17 protein-coding genes are annotated in these 18,147 nt (G+C 70.2%); 4 read left to right on the forward strand and 13 right to left on the reverse strand.

The window, feature by feature from the left end:
* Positions 1–175: 175 nt before the first annotated feature.
* The gene (locus AC5RTY_RS02105) at positions 176–829 is read right to left on the reverse strand and encodes an ArsR/SmtB family transcription factor (protein WP_494000642.1); all 654 of its coding nucleotides are present in this window, start codon (positions 827–829) and stop codon (positions 176–178) included.
* Positions 830–908: 79 nt separating this feature from the next.
* Positions 909–2,519, reverse strand: a complete 1,611-nt coding sequence (locus tag AC5RTY_RS02110) for a DUF7059 domain-containing protein (protein ID WP_494138877.1) — start codon at positions 2,517–2,519, stop codon at positions 909–911.
* A gap of 128 nt (positions 2,520–2,647) precedes the next feature.
* On the opposite strand from AC5RTY_RS02110, the gene AC5RTY_RS02115 reads away from it, so the two are divergent.
* The gene (locus AC5RTY_RS02115; protein WP_494138878.1) at positions 2,648–3,226 is read left to right on the forward strand and encodes a GNAT family N-acetyltransferase; all 579 of its coding nucleotides are present in this window, start codon (positions 2,648–2,650) and stop codon (positions 3,224–3,226) included.
* Between the two features lie 239 nt (positions 3,227–3,465).
* Here AC5RTY_RS02115 and trhO read toward each other — a convergent pair whose 3' ends face one another.
* Positions 3,466–4,371: an oxygen-dependent tRNA uridine(34) hydroxylase TrhO gene (trhO, locus tag AC5RTY_RS02120; RefSeq protein ID WP_494049473.1), complete on the reverse strand. Its 906-nt coding sequence runs from the start codon at positions 4,369–4,371 to the stop codon at positions 3,466–3,468.
* Positions 4,372–4,468: 97 nt separating this feature from the next.
* Between trhO and AC5RTY_RS02125 the strand changes: the two genes are divergently transcribed.
* On the forward strand, positions 4,469–5,143 hold the full coding sequence (locus AC5RTY_RS02125) for a GNAT family N-acetyltransferase (RefSeq protein WP_494000646.1): 675 nt from the start codon (positions 4,469–4,471) through the stop codon (positions 5,141–5,143).
* Positions 5,144–5,352: 209 nt separating this feature from the next.
* Positions 5,353–7,707: a DEAD/DEAH box helicase gene (locus AC5RTY_RS02130; RefSeq protein ID WP_494138879.1), complete on the forward strand. Its 2,355-nt coding sequence runs from the start codon at positions 5,353–5,355 to the stop codon at positions 7,705–7,707.
* Between the two features lie 122 nt (positions 7,708–7,829).
* On the opposite strand, the gene AC5RTY_RS02135 is transcribed toward AC5RTY_RS02130, so the two are convergent.
* The 7 genes from AC5RTY_RS02135 to ssd form a co-directional block, all read right to left on the reverse strand.
* Complete coding sequence (locus tag AC5RTY_RS02135; protein ID WP_494049471.1) at positions 7,830–8,330, reverse strand: Rv3654c family TadE-like protein; 501 nt, start codon at positions 8,328–8,330, stop codon at positions 7,830–7,832.
* On the reverse strand, positions 8,317–8,757 hold the full coding sequence (locus AC5RTY_RS02140) for a TadE family type IV pilus minor pilin (protein WP_494049470.1): 441 nt from the start codon (positions 8,755–8,757) through the stop codon (positions 8,317–8,319). Before AC5RTY_RS02140 ends, AC5RTY_RS02135 begins: the two co-directional genes overlap by 14 nt.
* A gap of 3 nt (positions 8,758–8,760) precedes the next feature.
* Positions 8,761–8,895, reverse strand: a complete 135-nt coding sequence (locus tag AC5RTY_RS02145) for a DUF4244 domain-containing protein (RefSeq protein ID WP_494049469.1) — start codon at positions 8,893–8,895, stop codon at positions 8,761–8,763.
* A 490-nt stretch (positions 8,896–9,385) separates the two neighbouring features.
* The gene (locus AC5RTY_RS02150; protein WP_494049468.1) at positions 9,386–9,949 is read right to left on the reverse strand and encodes a type II secretion system F family protein; all 564 of its coding nucleotides are present in this window, start codon (positions 9,947–9,949) and stop codon (positions 9,386–9,388) included.
* Positions 9,946–10,752, reverse strand: coding sequence for a hypothetical protein (locus AC5RTY_RS02155; RefSeq protein ID WP_494049467.1), 807 nt, complete (start codon positions 10,750–10,752; stop codon positions 9,946–9,948). The genes AC5RTY_RS02150 and AC5RTY_RS02155 overlap by 4 nt, the downstream gene beginning before the upstream one ends.
* Positions 10,749–11,912, reverse strand: coding sequence for a TadA family conjugal transfer-associated ATPase (locus tag AC5RTY_RS02160; protein ID WP_494049466.1), 1,164 nt, complete (start codon positions 11,910–11,912; stop codon positions 10,749–10,751). Before AC5RTY_RS02160 ends, AC5RTY_RS02155 begins: the two co-directional genes overlap by 4 nt.
* Complete coding sequence (gene ssd, locus AC5RTY_RS02165) at positions 11,909–13,027, reverse strand: septum site-determining protein Ssd (RefSeq protein WP_494049465.1); 1,119 nt, start codon at positions 13,025–13,027, stop codon at positions 11,909–11,911. The genes AC5RTY_RS02160 and ssd overlap by 4 nt, the downstream gene beginning before the upstream one ends.
* 116 nt (positions 13,028–13,143) lie before the next feature.
* Here ssd and AC5RTY_RS02170 point away from each other — a divergent pair, with 116 nt between their 5' ends.
* Positions 13,144–14,844: a bifunctional 3'-5' exonuclease/DNA polymerase gene (locus AC5RTY_RS02170; RefSeq protein WP_494139165.1), complete on the forward strand. Its 1,701-nt coding sequence runs from the start codon at positions 13,144–13,146 to the stop codon at positions 14,842–14,844.
* A 140-nt stretch (positions 14,845–14,984) separates the two neighbouring features.
* Here the strand turns inward: AC5RTY_RS02170 and AC5RTY_RS02175 are convergent, their stop codons facing one another.
* Genes AC5RTY_RS02175 through AC5RTY_RS02185 form a run of 3 tightly spaced genes read right to left on the reverse strand, consistent with a single transcriptional unit; the run spans position 14,985 to position 18,140 of the window.
* A complete protein-coding gene (locus tag AC5RTY_RS02175) occupies positions 14,985–15,689 on the reverse strand; it encodes an NUDIX hydrolase (RefSeq protein ID WP_494025346.1) in 705 nt (234 codons plus the stop codon).
* Positions 15,690–15,691: 2 nt separating this feature from the next.
* Positions 15,692–16,513, reverse strand: coding sequence for an endonuclease III (nth, locus tag AC5RTY_RS02180; protein ID WP_494138880.1), 822 nt, complete (start codon positions 16,511–16,513; stop codon positions 15,692–15,694).
* Complete coding sequence (locus AC5RTY_RS02185; RefSeq protein ID WP_494049463.1) at positions 16,500–18,140, reverse strand: hypothetical protein; 1,641 nt, start codon at positions 18,138–18,140, stop codon at positions 16,500–16,502. The genes nth and AC5RTY_RS02185 overlap by 14 nt, the downstream gene beginning before the upstream one ends.
* Positions 18,141–18,147: the final 7 nt, after the last annotated feature.

The raw sequence follows: 18,147 nt of genomic DNA on the forward strand, positions 1-18,147 counted from the left end.
GCTCCTACGTAAAGAAAGGGTGTTGATGCGCTTGTAAATACGTCCCCCAACCCGGCGGGGTGGAGGACCGTCAGCACTAGGTTAGCCGCAACAGTACCGCGAAACAGAAAACGCCAGCGCGTGCAGCCGGCTGCCTCCGCGGCAACGGACCGCTGCCGATGCCCGCGGCAAGGCCCTAATCGTTGTCGATGTCACCGGGCAGGAAGGAGAAGACGTAGTAAAGCTTTTCCGCCCCTTCTCCCCGGTTTTCGGGATTGGTCGTCGGGCTGTATTCCAGCAGGATCTCGCCGATCCGCCGGCCGAGGTCCTTCCGTTGTTCCTCGGTCAGGTAGAACCGCCCCGTGCTGAGCGCAGCCAGGTGCCCCTCCTGCCGCCAGGTGTCCGGGTTCGGCAATTGCTTGTCCCGTTTAACGTACTTGGACAGGCGTTCGCGCAGGTCGTTCAGTTCCACATCCACCACGCCCATGGTGGCGGCACGGCTGTCCGCCACGCTGGTCACGTCCAGGCGTCCGGCGGCGGCCTGCCAGTGCCGTTCCCGGCCGTCGCCCTGGTTCACGCACCGTTTGACGAATCCCCACTTTTCCAGCGCCCGCAGGTGGTAGCTCATGGCGCTGGGTGTCAGCCCGTGCCGCTGCGCCAACTCCGTGGCGGTGGCCGGCTGCTGCGTATCAAAGAGCTCTTCGATGACCTTCAGCCGCACGTTATGGGCCAGCGCACGGATGGCGCGGGCATCGGAGATATTGACCCTGTCTCCGGCCGCCGGCTCGGCCGGAGTGGCCGCCGCTGCCGTGGCCGCCCGGCCGGTCGTCGTGCTTGAAGCCTTAGTCATGATCAGTAAGTGTAATGCCGGTCACCGCTCCCGGGCGGGGCTGCCGGCCAATCCCGGACTGCAATCCGGCAACAATTTCCTATTCGCCGGCAGGCACCAGGAAGCCGTCTGCCACTAGGTTCCGCACTTCGGCGGAGAGTTGCCCGGCGAAGTCCGGCTCCTCGCGGCCCAACAGCGCCGCCAGCGCACCGATGATCTGGTCCACGCCCAGCTCGCCGTCGCACGCGGAAACGAACCCGGCCAACTCGGTGCTCATCAGGTTGGTCCGGCGCAGCCCCGCGCCCTGGCGCAGCAAGATGACGCCGGGATGTTCGGCGCCCGGCCGCTGGTGCCGCTCTTCGGTCACGTCCTCGGCCGCCCGCAGGTGCTGGCGGCCAAAGTCCGCGGCGTGCTCGGCCAGCCAATCGGCCCGCTCGACCGCCGCGGCCAGGTGCGGGCCGATGGGCTGTTCGATCGGATAGGTGATCTCCTCGAACCTCCGCAGCAATCCTGCGCCTGCAGCGGCGGCCGCGGCGTCGGGCAGGGAGCGGCGCAGCCACACGAGCCCGAAGCCGAGGGCCTCCACGTCCCGGGACGCGAAATCGTCCAGGTAGGCGGCGTACGCGGATTCGAACAGCTCGGGGTCGCGGTTCACCGAGGCGTCCCGCAGCCACGTCTGCGCATACTGCGCCGGGCTGAGCTGCTCGCGCTGGATGACCCAGGCGTCGGTGTCCGGCGCCAGCCACTGCTCCAACCGGGCGTGCCAGCTGCCCGCGCCCGCCGGAATTTCCCAGTTGCCCAGCATCTGTGCGACGCCGCCGTCGGCCAGCACCGAGGGCAGGGAGCGGAAGAGGGTGGCCACGATGTCGTCGCCGGGCAGTCCGCCGTCGCGGTAGGTGAACTGCTCGTCGGCGCGTTCGGCCGGGCGACGCGGCGTGATCACGAACGGCGGGTTGGATACCACGAGGTCGAACCGTTCCCCCGCCACCGGCTCCAACAGGCTGCCCAGCCGCAGGCTGACCCGCTCCTCCAGGTGGTCCGGGTCCAGCCCGAGGGCGCCGGCGTTGAGGGCGAGGTTGAACCGGGTGAAGGCCAGCGCCCGCTCCGAGATGTCCGTCGCGGTGGCGTGGCGGGCGTGGCCCAGCAGGTGGAAGAGCTGGATCCCGCACCCGGTGCCAAGGTCCAGGGCCCGTTCCACCTCGGTGCGGACGGTCAGCTGGGCCAGCGTCAGCGAGGCCTGGCCGATGCCCAGGACGTGATCGTGCCGAAGGACGCCGGGCCGCTGGTGCGCCCCGAGGTCGCTGGCCACCCACAGCTCGGTCTCGCCGAAGGCGTACGGGCGGAGGTCGACGGCGGCCCGCCACTCAGCGCCGTCGCGCTCGGCCAGCCGGAGGGCGGTGAGCCCGTCCACCCCGGTGCGCGGGAACGCCCGCGCCAGCAGCCCGGGCGGCACGCTCCGACCCAACAGCCAGAGGCGCACGACGGCGGCCAGGCGGCCCTGTGCCGGATCCTCCAGCAGGCGGGCGGTGGCCAGCACGGCCGGAACCAGCTGGTCGCGGTCCAAGGCCTCCCACGCCTCGGTTCCGAGCAGCGCCGCGACGCCGTCCACGCTGTAATCCAGGGTGGTCAGGTCGGCGGCCAGGTCCGCCAGCAGCCGCCGGTCGCTGCTGGCGGGCGCATGGGGGAGGTCGGAGAAATCTGCACTATCCACGGCCCAAGTCTAGTAACCCGGACAGACACGCCCCGGACCTGCCGGCCAAGGTGCCCGCGGCCCTTCAGCGCTCACAGGTCACTGCTGCCCGTGCCTCCGCGGCGGTTCCCTGATGGTTAAATGACCTCATGCTCGTCACCACCACCCACCTTGAACAGACCGATCCGGCGCAACTGGTGCCGGGCTCGCGCCCGCTGCCGGATGATGCCGCCGTGGTGCGGGTGCGGCAGATCAGCCCCGAGTTCAGCAAGTTCCTCTACCGCAGTGTGGGCAGCAGCTGGAACTGGGCCGACCGGCTGGTGCTCACGCGCAGCGAATGGGAACAGGCAGTGCGTGCCCCCGGGGCGGAAACCTGGGTGCTGTACACCGGCAACGCTCCGGCCGGCTACGTGGAACTGTTGGGCCGGCCCGGCGAGACCGGCACCGACGTCGAAATCATGTACTTCGGCCTGTTCCCCGAGGCGATCGGCCGCGGCTTCGGCGGTGCCCTGCTAACCGAAGGCATCCGGCAGGCCTGGCAGTTGCATGGCCGCTGGGACGGGTTTCCGCCGGTGCGGCGCGTCTGGGTGCATACCTGTTCGCTGGACGGGCCGGCGGCCGTGGCCAACTACCAGGCGCGGGGCATGAGCGTGTTCAAGACCGAGGTCGAGGACACCGAACCGCAGGATGCCACCGCGGGCCTGTGGCCCGAGACCGCGAACGCCTGACCCGCCGCGGAACCTGATGCCGTTGGGTAGCCCGCGACGTCCACAAAACAGCTCCGGGACGCTCCCCTGCCCGGGGACGGACGGCCCGGATGCCGCCGGGCCACACAACGGGAGCCGGCCGGCGGCAGTCAGCAGCGGCAGTCAGGCGGCGACAGTCAGGCGGCGACAGTCAGGCGGCGGCAGTCAGGCGGCGACAGTCAGGCGGCGACAGTCAGGCGGCGACAGTCAGGCGGCGGCAGTCAGGCGGCGGCAGGCTCCGGGCAGCCGTCCGGGCAGCGCAGGGTTTGCGGATCCGCTGCGCACGCGGAACAGTACAACGTCAGCTGGCGGCAGTCCGGATTGGAACAGTTCTCGAACTTGTTGGTCGGCGCCTGGCAGCGGACGCATTCCCCGATGGTCTTGGCGTCCGGCGTGAACTCCAGGTGCATGCGCTGATCGAAGACGTAGAGCGAACCTTCCCACAGCCCGGCGTCGCCGAAGGTTTCGCCGTAACGGACGATTCCGCCGTCGAGCTGGTAGACCTCTTGGAAGCCACGGTTGACCATCAGGGACGACAGCACCTCGCAGCGGATGCCGCCGGTGCAATACGTCACCACGGGCTTGTCCTTAAGATCGTCGTACTTGCCGGAGTCCAGTTCCTTGATGAAGTCGTGGGTGGTGGCCACGTCCGGCACGATGGCGTCTTTGAACTTGCCGATCTGCGCTTCGAAGGCGTTGCGGCCGTCGAAGAAAACCACGTCTTCGCCCGCCGCCTTTTTTGCGTCGATGAGCTGGTGCAGTTCCTCCGGGCGCAGGTGCGTCCCGCCGCCGACCACGCCGCCCTGGTCCACCCTGAGCTCCCCCGGGGCACCGAAGGATACGATCTCGTCCCGGACCTTGACGCTCAGCCGCGGGAAGTCTTCCGCCCCGCCCTCGGACCACTTCACGTCGAGGCCGCGGAAGGCGGGGTATTCGCGCGTGGTTTTCACGTACTGCTTCACCGCGTTCAGCTCTCCGCCGACGGTGCCGTTGATGCCGTCCTTGGAGATCAGGATCCGGCCGCGCAGGCCGAGTTTCTCGCACAGCGCGCGTTGCCAGAACCGGACGGCGTCCGGGTCCGGCAACGGGGTGAAAGCGTAATAAAGCACAATCCGGTTCAAAGCCACGCATCAAGGTTACGCGGTGGCCGGTAATCAGGGATTGTGACAGGGTTGTCATCGATTAGGCATGCCGCCCGCGCCCGCTGTTCGGTACAGTCCTGCTATGGGTCACGAATATACGACTGACGTCCCCGACGACGTCCTTGCCGCCTGGGTCGCCGGCTGGTCGGCCTGCCGCGGCTACTCCGCCGAAGAGGTCGACGGACACCCGGCCGTGTTGCTGGCGGACAAGACCGGGGACTGGGAGTACTTCGCGTTCGAACCCGGCGACGAGGAATTCGCCGCCGTGGCCCGCGACACCACCAAGTCACCGGGACGGATCTTCACCGTGCTCACGCGCGACGCGCAGCGGATCCATCAGCTGGCGCCGCAGCATGGGCTGCGGGTGCACCACAACGCCCAGTCGCTGATGGTCACCGACATGTCCGGCCAGGACGCCGAGGACCCGTGGTACCGCGACCCCGATTACAAGACCGAGGTCGAGAAGCACGGGAACGTCCACAAGGTCCGGGTGGTGCATGAAGGAAACGAGGCCGCCCACGGCGTCGCCGCCGCCGTCGACAATTTCGCGGTCTTCGACCACATCGAAACGGACCTTAACTACCGTAGGCGCGGGCTGGCCACGCACGTGATGCGCGCGCTGATCGCCTCCGTGCTGGAGCACATGGTGGACACCGGGCTGCTGATCGCCTCGCACGACGGCCAGATGCTGTACCGGCACCTGGGCTGGGACACGGTCTGCGATGTGATGATCCTCAAGCCCGTGGCGGAGGGCTGACCGCCTGCTGCCTGGCACACCGGTGCCGCGTGCCCACCCATGCAGGCCGGCCCACCCGTGCTGCTTGGCCCACCCCTGCAGCCCGGCCCACCCGTGCTGCTTAGCCGATAGGTGCGGCCGGCTCACCCGTGCAGCCGGCCCGCACGGCCCGCAGCTGCCCTGCTGCGGGTGCTGCCCCCCGCGCCCCGGTGTGGTGACACAATGTTCGGGTGGCCCTGCACGATTCCCTGATTCCGCTGCTCGGCTCCGGTCCGGAGCCAGAGCAACTGGTGCATGTCCGCGAGCTTCCGGCCCGGGAGGCCGTGGTCGAGCCGTGGCCGGAGTGGGTCCACGGTGATATCCGTGCCGCCTATGCCTCGCTCGGTGTGCACGAGCCGTGGCGCCATCAGGTGCGCGCCGCCGAGGGTGCCCATCAGGGCCGCCATACGATCATTGCCACGGGAACTGCCTCCGGAAAGTCGCTGGCCTACCAGGTGCCGGCCCTGGACGCCATCCACCGGACGGCCCTGGCAGACACCGTGAGTCTCGAGCAGAGCGGCGCCGTCGCCCTGTACCTGGCCCCGACCAAGGCGTTGGCGGCCGACCAGCTGGCGGCGATCAAGGCGCTGAAGCTGCCCACCGTGCGGGCGGAAACCTACGACGGCGACACCGATCCGGGTGCCCGCCGCTGGATCCGGGACCATGCCAACTTCGTGCTGGCCAACCCGGACATGCTGCACTTCGGGATCCTGCCCAACCACGCCTGGTGGGCACGGTTCTTCCGCCGGCTCCGCTTCGTGATCATTGACGAGGCGCACAGTTACCGCGGTGTCTTCGGCTCGAATGTTGCCAATCTCGTGCGGCGGCTGCGCCGCGTCTGCGCCAGTTACGGGGCGGACCCCGTGTTTATCGGCGCTTCCGCCACCTCCGCGGACCCCGCAACCTCCTTCGGTCGGCTGATCGGCGCGGAAGCAGAGGCGGTGACCGAAGACTGCTCGCCGCACGGCTCCACGACCGTAGCGTTCTGGGAACCTCAGCTCACCGAGCTCAAAGGCGAGAACGGCGCCAAGGAACGGCGCACGGTGGTTGCCGAGACCTCCGACCTGCTGGCCAATCTCGTCGCGGCGCAGGTGCGTACCATCGCCTTCATCAAGTCCCGCCGGGGTGCCGAGACGATTTCCTCCATCACCAAACGGCTGTTGGACGACGTCCACCCCTCGCTGCCCGGGCGGGTGGCTGCCTACCGCTCCGGCTACCTGCCGGAGGAACGCCGCGAGCTGGAAGCCAAGCTCAGGTCGGGGCAGCTGCTGGGCGTCTCGAGCACGTCGGCGCTTGAGCTGGGCATCGACATCTCCGGGCTGGACGCCGTCCTGGTCGCGGGCTGGCCGGGCACCCGCGCCTCCTTGTTCCAGCAGATCGGCCGCGCCGGCCGGTCCGGGCAGGACGCGCTGGCTGCCTTCGTGGCCAGCGACGATCCGCTGGACACGTATCTGGTCCACCACCCCGAGGCCGTCTTCGACGTCTCCGTGGAGGCGACCGTTTTCGACCCGTCGAACCCCTACGTCCTGGGACCACACCTGTGCGCCGCGGCCCAGGAGCTTCCGTTGACGCCCGCGGACATCGGGCTGTTCGGCGCCGCGGCTCCCGGCCTGCTCGACCAGTTGACGGCCGACGGCTATCTCCGGCGCCGGCCGGCCGGCTGGTACTGGACCCATCCGGAAAGCGCGGCGGCCATGGTGAACCTGCGGGCCGACGGCGGCGGCCCCATCAGCATTGTCGAAACGGAATCCGGGACACTGCTCGGGACCATGGACTCTCCGCAGTCGCACTATCAGGCACACAACGGCGCCGTGTACGTGCACCAGGGCACGACATACGTCGTGGATGAACTGAACGAGCAGGACCACTGCGCGATGGTGACCCGGGCCAATCCGGACTACTACACCCAGGCCCGCGACGTCACGCAGATCGAAGTGCTCGGCGCGCAGCGAACCGAGCAGTGGGGCGAGGTCCATGCCTGTTTCGGCGACGTTAAGGTCACCACCAAAGTCGTCTCCTTCCAGCGCAAGGCCTTCATCTCCAACGAGATCCTGGGCGAAGAGCCGCTGGATCTTGGTGCCAGGGAACTGTTCACCAAGGCCGTCTGGTTCACCATCGGCGAGCAGCAACTAACGTCGGCGGGGTTGGTCGCGGCCCGTGTACCCGGTGCCCTGCATGCGGCCGAACATGCCGGCATCGGGCTTCTCCCGCTGGTGGCCTCCAGCGACCGGTGGGACATCGGCGGGGTGTCGACGGCACTGCATGCCGATACCGGCAAGCCGACCATCTTCGTCTACGACGGGCATCCCGGCGGCGCAGGCTTCGCCGAGCGGGGCTTTGAGGCAGCCAGGATCTGGCTGGCGGCCACCCGGGACGCCATCCGGTCCTGCGAGTGCGAAACGGGCTGCCCCTCCTGTGTGCAGTCCCCCAAATGCGGCAACAAGAACAATCCCTTGGACAAGTCGGGGGCGGTCACGCTGATCGAGGCTCTGCTTTCCCAAGCTGGCCCTGCCCCTGCCGACAGGCACCAGGCGGCCGTCGCCTAACCAAGGGGCACCGCCGCCCGCCTGACTCGGCATACACTGCACGCGCCAGGTGGGAAACAGTGCTTCGTCCGCGCTGCCGATGGTTATCGCCTTGGGGCTGCCCACCCCACGCTGTTGATGGCTTACCCGCCCGGTGGTGGCCCCGCACGTGCCCGGCCCTCTGCATGCGTCCACTGTCCGTCAAGCCACCCCAGCACGTCGGGCAGCCGGGTTCGGGTCCGGACGTCGACCACCACACCGCCGGGTCCGGAACGGCGGCACGCCAGCAGCTCGGCGTCCTGCTTGCGTGCCACGTCTGCGGCCAGGGTACATGGTTCGCCGGCCAGCAGGCCGCGGGCAGCATCGGCGCCGGCCAAGGCAGCCAGGTCGGCCGCCTTCCCCGCCCGCGCCGATGCCAAGCCCGCCTGCATCACCGTGACGAGCACCGCCAGCATCAGGCACAGCATGAGCACCAGCCCCACCGACAGCACCGTTCCGGCGCCGTGGTCCGTGCCGTGCGGTCCGGTGACGCCAGCGCCGGCGCCGTCGCCGTGGTCAGTGCTGTCCGGTCCGGCTGTTCCGAAACCGGCACCCGCACCGGGTGGTGCGGCACGGGGCGCCGGCCGTCGCTTAGCCGGCTCCATGTCCTGCGCCTGACGGAATCACCGGCCCGCCGGTCGGCTCGGCAGGCGCGGTTGCCCGGGCCTCCAGCGTCCAGCCGCCAACCCCGGGCCATGGACCGGATACGTGAGCAGTGACATGGACCGTAACCCAGCCGCCGCCGCTGCCGGACGCCAACGTAGCGCCGTCCCCGGCGATGGAGCGGACCGTGTGGGCGGCTGCTGTCTCCGGCTCGCCGCGGCCGAGCTGCCGGACCGCCGCCTGTGCGGCCTTCTCCACATTCAGCTGTGCTGCTCCGGCGGCCGCACCGGCCAGCAGGAAAGCCAGCACGACGACGACGGAGGGCAGGACAACGGCGAACTCCGCCGTGACACTGCCGCGCTCGCCGGCGCGCTGGGCGGCCGGGGCACGCCGGCCGGTGCTGGAGCAGGCGGGGCGGCACACAGACATCGGTCAGACCGCCCTCAGCGCCAGCTCCACCAAATCCGTGAGCATGCCGCGGACTTCGCCGCTTCGCAGGATCAGGACCAAGAGACCGGCGAACGCCACCGCGGCAAGCGTCGCGATGGCATACTCGGCGGTGGCCATTCCGGCTTCGGAGCCGGTCAGGTGCCGCCAGTTTCTCCGGGCGAGCCTGTTCCGACCGCTTGCCGGGAAGTCGATGACATCCGCCTGACTGCCGGGGCCGTCTGGCGCCGCGGGCAGTAGTGCCGCCGCAGGCCGTTGTGCCGCGGCGTTCCCCGTCGGTTCCGCTGATGGGGATGGTTGCGTCACCGCGGTCGGCTGAGCCCGCGCGGGTGGTTGCGCCGCCGCGGACGGTTGCCTCGCCGTGGCCCCGGGTGGTTGCGCCGTCGCGAACGGTCTCGCCGTCTTGTCCCCGGGTAATTGCACTGCAGGGTTCGGCGGCAGCGAACGTGGTGTGCGGTCCCGGATTTCGGCCAGTGACAACATGTTTTCCTCCCTGGATGAGACCGCCGGATTGCGGTTATTCGAGCTTCCCCGACCGCGCCAGGAGCCGGCACTGCCGGCTTGGTCCCGGTGCACACTCCGGGATGAAGCCTGCGCTGTGGAGGAGTGCTTACAGCTTGGGCACGAGGGCGACGAGCACCGGCACGACGCCCAGCGCGATGAAGGCGGGAAGGGCGCAGAGCCCCAGCGGAAGTACAAGCCGGGTGCCGAGCGCGGCCGCACGCTGCTGGTCTTCCTGATGTCCGCGCCGGCGCAGCTGGTCGGCTTGGGCAAAGAGCACCGCCGCCGAGGGCGCACCCGTTGCGGCACCGAAGCGCAGGGAGTCACGCAACACGTGCAGTCCGGAGCCGCCCTCTGCGAGCGCCCAGGCCTCCTGCCATTCCACGCCGAGCAACAACGCCGAGGCGACCTGGTCCAAAGCCGTCTTCGTCGTTCCCTGGCTGGTGGCAGCGAGGGCAGCCACTGCGTGAGGCAAGGGAAGTCCCGCTGCCAGCATCGCGCCCAACAAGTCCAGGTGCAGGGCAGGATCGGCCGCTTCGTCCCTGCCGCCACCCTTCCGGGTTCCGCCTGAAACGAGCGGCCGCTTCGCGGGGATGGGGCGGGCACCGACCAGTCCCGGATACAACAGCCAGGCGGCTGCAAAGAGCAGTACACCGGTCAGCACCGGAATCACAGGCCCTCCCTTCCGGCAGCATGGCGCACGAGTTGCTGTGACCAGAAGCGTGCGCCGACCATGAGCGCCGCCCCGGTGACCAGGACCGGCCACCCCGTCGGTGACAGCAGCAGCGTGGCGACGGGGTCGGCACCCATCGCGGCGCCGAGCCCAAGTCCCAGCAGCGGCAGCCACCCGAGCAGGGCCGCGGTGGCCTTGGGTCCCGCCAGCGCGATTCTGCGCGCAGCCCTGGCATCAAGCCGATGCTGCAGGTGCCGCGCATAATTCTCCAGCAGCAGGGACAGTGGTGCCCCGGTCCTCTCGGAAACCTCCCAGCAGGAAGCCAGATCATGCCACATCCGTTGCACGGCGGCGGCCTCGGGTCGTACCCGCCGGCCGTCGCCCGGCCCCTGCCTCCGCAGAACCGGTCCTATTCCCAGCCCCAAATCCGCGGCCTGTGCTGCCGCCTCAAGGGTCGGGAGCAACAGCCCCACTTCCCGCGCTGCCGCACCCGACGCCGGCCCTGTTCCATCCCGCCGTCTTGAGCCGGGCGCGGACCGGTCGGGCGGTCCCGCCGCCGCGTAGACGGAGAGCATGTCCGGCCAGAGCTGGGCCGGCGTGCGCCCGGAACTCAACAGCGCGGCCAGCTGCCGCACGAAGAGGGGCAGCAGGTCCAATTCGGCGCCGGCGGACCGGCGCCGCGTCCCGCTGCCGGCCAGGGTACGTCTGGGGCCGCGGCGCACCTCCGCCGACCGGGATCCGCGACCCGGCATCAGCAACAGACAGGCGGCCGCACTCAACAGGAATACCGCGAGGCCGGTCACGGGAACAACCGTTCGCTGAGTTCGTCTGATCCAGGCGAGTGCCTGATGCCGGCTCCGTCAGCGACCAGCGCCGGAATGGTCTGCAAGCCACCCGAAGGATCGCGCCGCAGCAGGCAAATCTCCCGCACGCAGCGCCCTTCCCCGGTCCGGTGCATCGAGATCACCAGGTCCAGTGCGCTAGCCGCCTGAAGTACGACCGCTTCGGCGCTCATCCCGGCGAGCGCGCCCATGGCTGCCAGCCTGGCCGGGACCGCCGCGGCGGAGTTTGCGTGGATGGTGCCGCCGGCTCCGGCGTGGCCGGTGTTCATCGCCGCAAGGAACTCGCGAACCTCGGCGCCCCGGCACTCTCCGACCACCAGCCGGTCAGGCCGCATCCGCAGGGCCTGCCGAACCAGTTCCGCCATGCCGATCGACCCGGTGCCCTCGACGTTGCTGGTCCGGCTCTGCAGGCCCACCACATGCGGATGGTCCGGGTCCAGTTCGGCGGCATCCTCGACCAAGACCATCCGTTCCTGCGGGCCGGCGACCCCCAACATCGCCGAAAGCAAGGTCGTCTTGCCTGACCCGGTGGCTCCGCAGATCAGGAAGTTCAGGCGCTGCCCGACGACGGCTTCGAGATAGGGCTGCCACTGCGGCGCGGCGGTGAGCAGTTCCGCGAGTGTGAAGCGGCGCGGACGATGGAGCCGGATCGAGAGCAGCGTCCCGCCGGTCGAAACCGGTGGCAGCACGGCATGGACCCGGTAACCCGCAAGGCGCACATCCGCGCACGGGTTCCCGTCGTCGAGCCTGCGCCCGCCGGCTGCTACCAGGCGTACGGCCAGAGCCCGCACCTCGGCGTCGCCGGCGAAAGCGACGGGGGCACGGAGCAGACCGCGTTCGCCGTCGGTCCAGACGTCCTGCGGGCCATTTACCAAGATGTCCGTGGCTCCCGCGTCCGCCAGCGGTTGCAGCGGCCCCAGCCCGCGCAAGTCTGCGGCCAGCGAGTCCACCGCCTGCAGCGTACCGGCCGTTCCCAGCAAACGGCCGCTCGACTGAACGGCTGCTGCCAGTCGGACCCCCGTCACCGGCGATGGATCGGAGAGCACTGCGCGGCGGAAGGGCTCCAATCCGATGGCGGAGACCGCTGCCGGGGCAGCCCGCCTGCGTCCCGCCCCGTTCATGACCCGCTGCCCTGCCCCGGTGCGGGGTTCAGGCGCGCCAGCAGGCCGGCGCACAACGCGCGGATCCGCCTGTTCGAGGCCAGATCCAGCAGACGCCCTCCCCGCTGTGCCGCCGGGACCGCGCGCAGGTGCGGCACATAGCCGGCCAACGGCACCCCCAGCTCGCCGGCGATCAGCTGTTCGTCGGCTCCGGCCGGCAACGGTCCCCGCACCACCAAGTGCAGGTTCGTTCCGGCTTCGGCCGCTGCCGCCGCGGCCGCCGCGGCCCGCAGGGAGCGGCTGTCCGTCCGGGCCAGCAGCACAGTATCGTTGGCCGGAGGCCCGGTCTGGGGCGGTCTCCTCAGCCGTCCGGTGTCGACAACCACCAAGCCGAAAGCGCCTGACGCGGCCGCCATAATCTCCGCCGCCGCCCCGTCCTGCGGGGTGCCGTGCAGGACGGGGTCCCCTGTCCCCGGCCAAGACAGCAGGGAGAATCCGCCGGTCGCCGGCAAGGACGCCGCCAGTTGGACCGGGTTCACCGTTCCCTGCACCGCCGCCAGATCCGGCCAGGTTAGGCCCGGGACGTCGGCGGCACCCAGGGCCGCCGAGAGCCCTCCGCCGAGCGGGTCGTCGTCCACCAAGACCGTGGCCGTTCCCGAGCGGGCAGCCTCCGCGGCCAGCCAGGCGGCCAGGGCAGAGGCCCCTACTCCACCGCTGGCCCCGTGCACGGCAACCACCTTCCCGGCCGTTTCACGCCGCCAGGTCCGGCTCAGGTATTCCGCCAGCCACACCGCACCCTCGGGCAGCACCGCCACCCGCCCGGCCCCCGTGGAGGCCGCCAGGTCCCAGAGGGCCGGTGCCTCGTCGATGAATCCGACCACGATGATGTCCCCGTTGGTCCGCTGCACCCGGTGATGCCCGGCGGTGCCCAGCAGCATCGGGGCGGCCCCACGAGCGGCATCCGGGGCCCCCTGCAATCCGTCGGGGCGTCCGTCGGGGCGAAGTGCCAGCCCGGCCGCGGCGGCGATCCTGGCCACTTCATCCCGCAGCCGGTCGGTGCCGCCGACGAGGACGACGTCCGTCGCTTCCGCTGGTCTCCAGCGGGACCGCTCGGCGGCGGTGTGGTGTCCTGGCATGCCCCGATCTTCGCTGAACTCCCGGCCCGCGCCCGCCACGCCAACTCCGGATGTGGGCCGCAAGGGACGGCTTGGGGCGTGTGGAGGACCGGTCGGTGCAGAATTGAGGTGTGTACATGGTCCTGGCCTCCGCCGCGCGGAACATTTCCGTGCCGGAGGGCACAGAACCCGTCGCTTACCTGCAGCGCACCGACGCGCATGGCACCCCCTCCGGGCCGCCCGTCGTCGTGCCCCAGGGACGACTCGCCTCGACGGTCCGAAGTTTGGACGGCGAGGGACCCCGCTGGGTCTTCGAAGCCACGCGCGCCGCGTATCAGCCGCTGCTGGCCGCCGGCACCCGCGTGGACCGCAGCCACGATCTCACGCTCGCCCGCAACATCCTGGCGCTGTCGGTCCACGCCCCGGACACCGGGTATGTCCGCGCGCTGCGGGAGGCGCCGGCCGCGCACCAGGACGAAGAGCTGCCCCGTCAGCTGCCGCCTCCGCAGCAGTCCCCGGACCAGTTCACCCTCTTTGACGAACCACAGCCCGGCGGCACCGAGCTGGAGGACCTCGTGGCCGAGCTGCAGGACCAGTTGGCTGCCGTGGCCGCGTCCGTCCACCGCGGCCGGCTGCAGCTGCTGCTGGCGGCCGAATCGGCAGGCGCCCTGATCGCCACCGAGATGGAGCACGCCGGCGTGCCGTGGCGCGAGGACGTGCACCTGGCCATCCTTAAGGACCAACTGGGGGCACGCCCGCGGGAAGGCCAGCGGCCGGACAAGCTGGAGGAGCTCGCCGTCAGGCTCGGACAGGAGCTGGCCAATCCCACGTTCAACCCCGACTCCCAGCAGCAGCTCATCCGCGCCCTGCACCGGGCCGGCATCGAGGTCAAAACCACCAGCTCCTGGGAATTGAAGCAGCACACCCATCCGGCAATCGAGCCGCTGCTGCAATACCGCAAGCTCGCCCGCCTGTTCACTGCCAATGGCTGGGCGTGGTTGGACGCCTGGGTCCGGGACGGCCGCTTCCGGCCCGAGTACGTGGTGGGCGGCGTGGTCACCGGGCGATGGGCCTCGCGCGGCGGCGGGGCCCTGCAGATACCCGGCCAGATCCGGGACGCCGTCCGCCCTGACCCCGGCCACAAGCTCATCGTCGCGGACGCAGCGCAGCTGGAACCCCGGGTGCTGGCGGTGCTGGCGCAGGACGAGGCCCTGGCAGCGGCCGGCCGGGGCAAGGATCTCTACCAGGGCATTGCCGACGCCGGATTCGGCGGCGACCGTGCCAAGGCGAAGATCGCGATGCTCGGGGCCATGTACGGTGCGACCACCGGCGAGTCCGGCCGGCTGATGCCCCAGCTCACCCGGACGTATCCGCAGGCCATCGCGGTGGTCGAGCGCGCGGCCCGGGCCGGCGAGGCGGGGCAGGTGGTCAGCAGCTACCTGGGCCGCAGCTGCCCTCCGCCGTCGGAACGCTGGCTGGCCTCCCAACGCACCTCCACGGCCGAAGAGCAGCGCCGGGCCGATACCTTGGCCCGCAGCCGCGGCCGCTTCACCCGCAACTTCGTGGTGCAGTCCACGGCCGCTGAATGGGCGCTGTGCTGGCTGGCGGAATTACGACGGCGGCTGCGCGCCTTCGCGGCGGAAGGAACCTTCGTGGGGGACATGGTGTTCTTCCTTCACGACGAGGTCATGCTGCACGTCCGCGAGGACCGTGCCCAACTGGCCTGCCGGCTGGTGGAGGAATCCGCAGCTGCCGCCACCCGCCTGGTCTTCGGCGCCATCCCTGTGGCCTTCCCGGTCAGTGTGGCGGTGGTCGATTCCTACGCCGACGCCAAGTAAGGCAGCGTGCCTCCCCCAGCAGGCCACCGGACCATGACCGTCAGCCGGCCGCAGGCCACAGGGCGCGGACCATGACCGTCAGCCCGGCCGGAGGGGCGCCGGGCAGCCGTCTGCCGGTTACAGGGCGGGCGGGGCAGCCGTCAGCCGGCCGCAGGGCGCGGGGCGATCGGTGCCGGGATTTCGCGCGACCTGTCCCAGTCCAACGACCATCCCAGGTCGTCAAACAGGTGACTGAGCAGTATGGCGGTGAAGCCCCAGACCACCACTCCGTGGACCAGGAACGCGGGGCTGCGGAAAACCTGGCCGCCGCGGCGGAGCACCGACATCCGCCGGTTGGCAGGATCCAGCAGGTCGGCGACCGGCACACGGAAGACCTGCGCCGACTCGGCAAAGTCGACCACGTCGACCGGCGAGGGAGCGGCCCACCAGGCCAAGACCGGCGTCACCAAAAAGTTGCTGACCGACAGCGGGATGTCCGGCAGGACTCCCAGGACTTCGACGCCGGCCGCGTCCAGGCCTGTTTCCTCGACCGCTTCGCGGACCGCCGCGGCGGCGGGTCCGTCGTCGTCGGGGTCGATGCGGCCGCCCGGAAACGCCACCTGCCCGGGATGCGAGGAGAGGCCCGCGGCGCGTTCCACGAAGAGCAGGTCAAGATCATCCGGGACGGCCGAATCGTGGAAGTGGGCCGGTGCGTCGTCCAGGGCGCCGAAGAGCAGGAGCACCGCGGCCGGGCGCGCCGTCCCCTGGTCAAGCGCGACGTCGTACCAGCGCTCCCGTTCGCGGACGGAGAGCCGCTGGTCCATCGGCAGCTCCACCAGCCGCTGCAGGTCCTGCTTGGCGCTCATCGTCAGGCTCCCAGCGGAAAGCCCGCTGCGCGAAGCTCCCGCCTCGTCTCCCCGGCCATCATCCGGGCCAGCAGTTCTTCGCGTCCCGGCGCGAGTTCATACTTCAGCAGTTTCCGCGCCTTCTCCGGGTCCACCTCTCCCTCGCCGTAGGACGGGCACCATTGGGCGACGGGACAGGCGCCGCACGCCGGCTTCCGGGCGTGGCACACCCGGCGGCCGTGAAAAACAACACGGTGCGAGAGCATGGTCCAGTCCTTGGGCTCGAACAGCTCCGCAACATCAAATTCCACCTTGACCGCGTCGGTCGACTCGCTCCACCCGAAGCGGCGGGACAACCTGAGGAAATGCGTGTCCACGGTGATCCCCGGGATCCCAAACGCATTGCCCAGCACCACATTCGCCGTCTTTCGGCCGACGCCGGCGAGCTTGACCAGGTCGTCCAGGTTTCCCGGGACCTCGCCGTCGAATTCGTCGACGATCTGGTTGGCCATCTTCAGCAGGCTCTGGGCCTTGGCCCGGAAAAAGCCCGTGGGCTTGATCAGCTCCTGCAGTTCGGCCTCATCGGCTGCTGCGAGGGCGCGGGCGTCCGGGTAGCGCTGGAAGAGCACCGGAGTGGTCATGTTGACCCGAACGTCGGTGGTCTGCGCGGAGAGGATGGTCGCCACGAGCAGTTCGAAGGGGTTGGAGAAATCCAGTTCCGCCACCGCATACGGGTAGTGTTCGGCGAGCTCCTTGTTGATCCGCCGGGCGCGGCGTTTGCGCGCCAGCAGGGACTCCTCGGTCTTGCGCCGGCGGGTGGCCGGCGCCCGATCAGGCACGCTCAATGTTCGTCAGGTCCCTCAACACGCCCACCCGGCCGTCCGTGTGCTGCACCAGGAATTCGTCGCCGCGGTCCTGCAGCGCCAGGATCCACGACCCGGGCTCCACCGTGAACATGGCCTGGCCGGTGTTCTCGTCCAGCACCGGGCGGGTGCGCCCGACGGCGAACCAAAAGGCCTCGTATTCCCCTTCTGCTTCCTCGTCCTCGTAGTGTTCCCTGGTGGCGCTGATGGGAGCAGAAGCCGAGGCAGCGTCGGCGACGGCGCGAGCGGTGACCTTCTCCCCGACCGACGGCATGGCCGTGGTGGCTGCCGTCGTCGTCTGGTCGGCGGGTGTGGCGGCACTGGCTCCGGCCCCGGTCGGCTTGGCGGCTGCACCGCCGACGGCCGCACCGGCGGCCGGTTCGGCGGCTGCACCACCGACCGGCCCGCCGGCGGGAACGGCCGACTCGTCCTGCCGTTCGGCTGCGCCATGCTCGCCTGTGCCGCCGGCAAGATCCGCGGTTCCGGTGCGGCCCGTTGTGGCAGGCTCCCGGGATTGCCGGCCGCCGGCGGACGCGGCAGACCCGCCCACCACCGTTCCGGCGGAGTAGCCGACGTCCGTGGCCACGCCGCTCGCCGAGGACGCGGCGGCGCGCGCCGTTGCGGATCCGCTCGCATCGGCGGTCACGGGGATGCCGACGGCCTCACCGTCTGCCGCCCCCGGCGACAGGGAATCTTCCGGTTCAAGGTCCTCGGCCCGCTGCGTGCTGATCGGGCTGGCGTCGGTGTCCCGTCCCGACGCGATCGTCGCGGTGCCGGTGCCGGTTCCGTGTTCCGGCGAGTTCATGGCGTGGGCGGCCGCGGCGGCGCCTGCCACTCCGGCCGCTCCCTTACCCGAGGGTGCAGCGAACTGCCCGGTGGAAGGTTGTTGCGCTCCGGCGTAGTGTGCGGCGGACGGAGCAGGTGCTGCGGAACCGGCGGGGACCCCTGCGCCGCGCGCTTCCGCCGCATCGTCAATCCGGACGGCACCTGCCCTGGCCGTTCCCTGGCGGGCGGCTCCGCTGTGGCCGGCCGGTTGTCCGACCCCCGTCTGGTTCGCGCCGGGCTGGTTCGCGCCGGGCTGCCCGGTGGCGGGCTTGGGTTGCTTCGGCCGGGGTGCAGCCGGAACAGCGTCGCGCGCCACGGGGTGGGCGACGGCCTCGGGACGGCCGGCGAAATCGACGGCAAGCTGCGGAATCCAGCGCGCGCAAACGGTTCCCGCAAAGAGCACCACCGCGCCGATGAATCCGATGACTCCGCTAACGCTGAAGACGGTAACGATCGTCAGGAAGTAGAACGCCAGCGCCAGCGAAGCGACCACCGAGGCGAATTGGTCGACCGACAAAGAGCCCACCCGCAGCGGCGTCTGCGGGGCCAGCCGCCGCACGACAAACAGGACCAAGACCACCGCCGGAAGCAGGATGCCCAGCCCCAGTTGGAACAGGCCGCCCGAATTCCATAGGTTCACGCCGATGCCCTGGAGAACTTGCAGGGGCATCACCGACGAGAGGAAAAGCAGGACGATGCCGGCGCCCACCACCATGTCTCGCACGGTGAACGGGCCGGCCACCGCAGTTCCTGCCGTGCCGTGGGTCTGGGAGCTCTGGGACATCTTCGAT

Source organism: Arthrobacter sp. Y3224055 (assembly GCF_059090825.1).

Excerpts from the sequence above, each read along its gene's own strand:
- ssd (WP_494049465.1), bottom strand. The coding sequence starts at position 13,027 with ATGCCAGGACACCACACCGCCGCCGAGCGGTCCCGCTGGAGACCAGCG.
- AC5RTY_RS02140 (WP_494049470.1), bottom strand. The coding sequence starts at position 8,757 with ATGTCTGTGTGCCGCCCCGCCTGCTCCAGCACCGGCCGGCGTGCCCCG.
- AC5RTY_RS02145 (WP_494049469.1), bottom strand. The coding sequence starts at position 8,895 with ATGGCCACCGCCGAGTATGCCATCGCGACGCTTGCCGCGGTGGCGTTC.
- AC5RTY_RS02170 (WP_494139165.1), top strand. The coding sequence starts at position 13,144 with ATGGTCCTGGCCTCCGCCGCGCGGAACATTTCCGTGCCGGAGGGCACA.
- AC5RTY_RS02185 (WP_494049463.1), bottom strand. The coding sequence starts at position 18,140 with ATGTCCCAGAGCTCCCAGACCCACGGCACGGCAGGAACTGCGGTGGCC.
- AC5RTY_RS02160 (WP_494049466.1), bottom strand. The coding sequence starts at position 11,912 with ATGAACGGGGCGGGACGCAGGCGGGCTGCCCCGGCAGCGGTCTCCGCC.
- AC5RTY_RS02175 (WP_494025346.1), bottom strand. The coding sequence starts at position 15,689 with ATGAGCGCCAAGCAGGACCTGCAGCGGCTGGTGGAGCTGCCGATGGAC.
- AC5RTY_RS02115 (WP_494138878.1), top strand. The coding sequence starts at position 2,648 with ATGCTCGTCACCACCACCCACCTTGAACAGACCGATCCGGCGCAACTG.
- AC5RTY_RS02135 (WP_494049471.1), bottom strand. The coding sequence starts at position 8,330 with ATGGAGCCGGCTAAGCGACGGCCGGCGCCCCGTGCCGCACCACCCGGT.
- AC5RTY_RS02105 (WP_494000642.1), bottom strand. The coding sequence starts at position 829 with ATGACTAAGGCTTCAAGCACGACGACCGGCCGGGCGGCCACGGCAGCG.
- AC5RTY_RS02125 (WP_494000646.1), top strand. The coding sequence starts at position 4,469 with ATGGGTCACGAATATACGACTGACGTCCCCGACGACGTCCTTGCCGCC.